Annotated in this window: 2 protein-coding genes; both read right to left on the reverse strand. The window is 70.4% G+C overall.

All coding sequences use genetic code 11. The features are described from left to right. Window positions 1-72: 72 nt before the first annotated feature. Window positions 73-2,778, reverse strand: a complete 2,706-nt coding sequence (aceE, locus tag ACFV2S_RS22380) for a pyruvate dehydrogenase (acetyl-transferring), homodimeric type (RefSeq protein ID WP_385561815.1) — start codon at window positions 2,776-2,778, stop codon at window positions 73-75. Window positions 2,779-3,089: 311 nt separating this feature from the next. Then, window positions 3,090-3,713, reverse strand: coding sequence for a GntR family transcriptional regulator (locus ACFV2S_RS22385; RefSeq protein WP_190102521.1), 624 nt, complete (start codon window positions 3,711-3,713; stop codon window positions 3,090-3,092). Window positions 3,714-3,847 lie beyond the last annotated feature (134 nt).

Here is a 3,847-nt window from a genome sequence, read left to right on the forward strand (position 1 = left end):
CCGTGGCGTGGGGGCCGCACCCTCAACCCCCAACCCGCCCCCCCCCCCCCCGCCTCGGCGGAGCAGGGGCCCTTACAGGCCGTAGCGCTCGCGCGCCTCCTTCACGGCCGACGCCGGGACCTCGCCGCGGCGGGCCAGCTGGGCCAGGGCCGCGACGACGATCGACTGCGCGTCGACGCCGAAGTGGCGGCGGGCCGCGTCGCGGGTGTCCGAGAGACCGAAGCCGTCGGCGCCCAGCGAGGTGTAGTCCTGCTCGATCCACTGCGCGATCTGGTCCGGGACCTGGCGCATGTAGTCGGAGACCGCGAGGACCGGGGAGTCGACGCCCTCCAGGGCCTTGCGGACGTACGGCACCTGCTCCTCGCCGCGCAGGAGGGCCGCGTCGGCCTCCAGCGCGTCGCGGCGCAGCTCGGTCCAGGAGGTCGCGGACCACACGTCGGCGCCCACGCCCCACTCGGCGGCGAGCAGCTTCTGCGCCTCCAGGGCCCAGTGGATGGCCGTGCCGGAGGAGAGCAGCTGGATCCGCGAGGCGTTCGCGGGCAGGTCGAGACCGGCCGACTCCGCCGTGTTGAAGCGGTAGAGGCCCTTGACGATGCCCTCGTCGATGCCGGACGGCTTGGCCGGCTGCGGCATCGGCTCGTTGTAGACCGTCAGGTAGTAGAAGACGTTCTGGTCCTCGCCCTCGGCGGCCTTGCCGTACATCCGGCGCAGACCCTCCTTGACGATGACCGCGACCTCGTAGGCGAACGCCGGGTCGTAGGTCAGGGCGGCCGGGTTGGTGGCCGCGATCACCGGGGAGTGGCCGTCGGCGTGCTGGAGGCCCTCGCCCGTCAGGGTCGTGCGGCCGGCGGTCGCGCCGACGAGGAAGCCGCGGCCGAGCTGGTCGCCGAGCTGCCACATCTGGTCGGCGGTCCGCTGCCAGCCGAACATCGAGTAGAAGATGTAGAACGGGATCATCGCCTCACCGTGCGTGGAGTACGCGGTGGACGCGGCGATGAAGTCGGCCATCGAGCCGGCCTCGGTGATGCCCTCGTTCAGGATCTGGCCGTTGACGGCCTCCTTGTAGTACATCAGCTGGTCGCGGTCGACCGGCTCGTACGTCTGGCCCTTCGGCGAGTAGATGCCGAGCGACGGGAACAGCGACTCCATACCGAAGGTACGGGCCTCGTCCGGGACGATCGGGACCCAGCGCTTGCCGGTCTCCTTGTCGCGGATCAGGTCCTTGATGAGTCGCACGAACGCCATCGTGGTGGCCATCGACTGCGAGCCGGAGCCCTTGTCGAACGCGGCGAACGCCTTGTCGGCCGGGGCCGGCAGCGGGGCGAGCGGGTGCGTGCGGCGGGCCGGGGCCGGGCCGCCGAGGGCCGCGCGGCGCTCCTGGAGGTAGCGGACCTCGGGGGAGTCGGCGCCGGGGTGGCCGTAGGGCACCTGGCCGTCGACGAACTGCGCGTCCGAGATGGGCAGTTCAAGAAGGTCACGCATGTTCTTGAACTCGTCCGTCGTGAGCTTCTTCATCTGGTGGTTTGCGTTCTTCGACGCGAAGCCCTCACCCAGGGTGAAGCCCTTGACGGTCTGCGCGAGGATCACCGTCGGCGCGCCCTTGAACTCCAGGGCGGCCTTGTAGGCGGCGTACACCTTGCGCGGCTCGTGGCCACCGCGGGAGAGGTGGAAACACTCGAGGATCTTGTCGTCGGACAGCAGCTGCGCCATCGCGACGAGCGCCGGGTCCTTGCCGAAGAAGTCCTGGCGGATGTAGGCGGCGTCGCGGGTCTGGTACGTCTGGACCTGCGCGTCCGGCACCTCGCGGAGGCGGCGGACGAGGGCGCCGGTGGTGTCGAGCGCGAACAGCTCGTCCCAGGCGTTGCCCCACAGCGACTTCACGACGTTCCAGCCGGCGCCGCGGAACTGGGCCTCCAGCTCCTGCACGATCTTGAAGTTGGCGCGGACCGGGCCGTCGAGGCGCTGCAGGTTGCAGTTGATGACGAAGGTCAGGTTGTCCAGACCCTCGCGGGCCGCCAGGGCGAGGGCCGCGGTCGACTCGGGCTCGTCCATCTCGCCGTCACCGAGGAACGCCCACACGTGCGAGGCGGAGACGTCCTTGATGGAGCGGTTGGTCAGGTAGCGGTTGAAGCGCGCCTGGTAGATCGCGGAGAGCGGGCCCAGACCCATGGAGACGGTGGGGAACTCCCACAGCCAGGGGAGGCGGCGCGGGTGCGGGTAGGAGGGCAGGCCGTTGCCGCCGGACTCCTGCCGGAAGTTGTCGAGGTGGGCCTCGTCCAGGCGTCCGTCGAGGAACGCGCGGGCGTAGATGCCGGGGGAGGCGTGGCCCTGGATGTAGAGCTGGTCGCCGGAACCGTCGGCTTCCTTGCCCTTGAAGAAGTGGTTGAAGCCGGTCTCGTAGAGCCAGGCCGCGGAGGCGAAGGTGGCGATGTGGCCGCCGACGCCGTGCTTGGAGCCGCGGGTGACCATCGCGGCCGCGTTCCAGCGGTTCCACGCGGTGATCTTCCGCTCCATCTCCTCGTCGCCGCCGAACTCGGAGACCGAGGGCTCGGCGGAGGTGGGGATGGTGTTGACGTAATCGGTCTCCAGGAGCTTGGGCAGGGCCAGGCCCGCGCCCTCGGCGTGCTGGAGCGTGCGGCGCATCAGGTAGGCGGCCCGGTGGGGGCCGGCGGCCTTGGTGACGGCGTCCAGGGAGGCCGCCCATTCGGCGGTCTCCTCGGTGTCACGGTCCGGGAGCTGGTCGAGCTCGCTCGGAATCTTGCCTACGGGATCGGTCATGATCGCCGCCTTCCGGACAGGTGGGGGTGGAGATGGTGGCCTTGTCTGGCAGGACAGGGCGAAGGGCCGGGTGTGGCCCGCCGAAGACTCTAAACCGGCGATCGATGATCGATCAAAGGGTTGAAGGGGAAAACCTCTTCAGATCGAGAAAGTCGGCACAGGGTGCCAGCGGAAAGGGCACCCGGTGCCTCGCCCCGTGGCGTGTTTTCGCAGGTCGGAACGGCTGTCGGAGGGTTGTCCGAGGGGCGTGCGCGCACGAATGAGCGGGCCCGTCGACGGACGGGCCCGCTCACTGTGCGTAAAGTCATGCCTCAGGCGCGCGGCGCGCAGCCCAGAACGTGTGCCTTCACCAGCGCACCGATGTTCGGGTCGCCCCGACGGAAGGCCTCCACCAGCTCCTGGTGCTCCTCCGCGTACGACTTCTGGACCGTGCCCAGCCAGCGGATCGACAGGGCCGTGAAGACCTCGATGCCGAGCGTCTCCCAGGTGTGCAGCAGGACGCCGTTCCCGGCCGCCTTCACCAGCTCCCGGTGGAAGGCCACCGTGTGCCGCACCTGCGCCGTCCCGTCCGAGGCGGCGTCCGCCTCGTACAGGGCCGCCACGTGCGGCTCCAGGGCCGAGCAGTCCGCCGCGAGCCGCCCGGCCGCCAGCTCGGCCGCGATCTGCTCCAGACCGGCGCGTACGGGGTAGCTCTCCTCCAGGTCGGCCGCGGTGAGGTTGCGGACCCGGACGCCCTTGTTCGGCGCCGACTCGATCAGACGCAGTGACTCCAGCTCGCGCAGCGCCTCGCGGACCGGGGTCTGGGAGACCTCCAGCTCGGTCGCGATCCGGCGCTCCACGATGCGCTCGCCCGGCTTCCAGCGGCCGCTGACGATCCCCTCCACGATGTGCTCGCGGATCTGCTCGCGCAGCGAGTGGACGACGGGGACGGTCATGAAGCGGCTCCTCGGGGAGTGTTGACCCTTAGACAATACGGCGGCGGGGGCCCGCGCCCGCCACCCACCAACGGACCCGGCGCGCGGCGGCTGGGGGTGTAAGGTACAGAGCGACCACGCGGCGAACAGCGCCA

Origin of the sequence: Streptomyces sp. NPDC059695, assembly GCF_042733785.1 — a bacterium.
In the GTDB taxonomy this organism is placed as follows: Bacteria; Actinomycetota; Actinomycetes; order Streptomycetales; family Streptomycetaceae; genus Streptomyces.

What these genes read in the sequence shown, in the direction of transcription:
- ACFV2S_RS22385 (WP_190102521.1), bottom strand. Translation starts at nt 3,713, where the DNA reads ATGACCGTCCCCGTCGTCCACTCGCTGCGCGAGCAGATCCGCGAGCAC.
- aceE (WP_385561815.1), bottom strand. Translation starts at nt 2,778, where the DNA reads ATGACCGATCCCGTAGGCAAGATTCCGAGCGAGCTCGACCAGCTCCCG.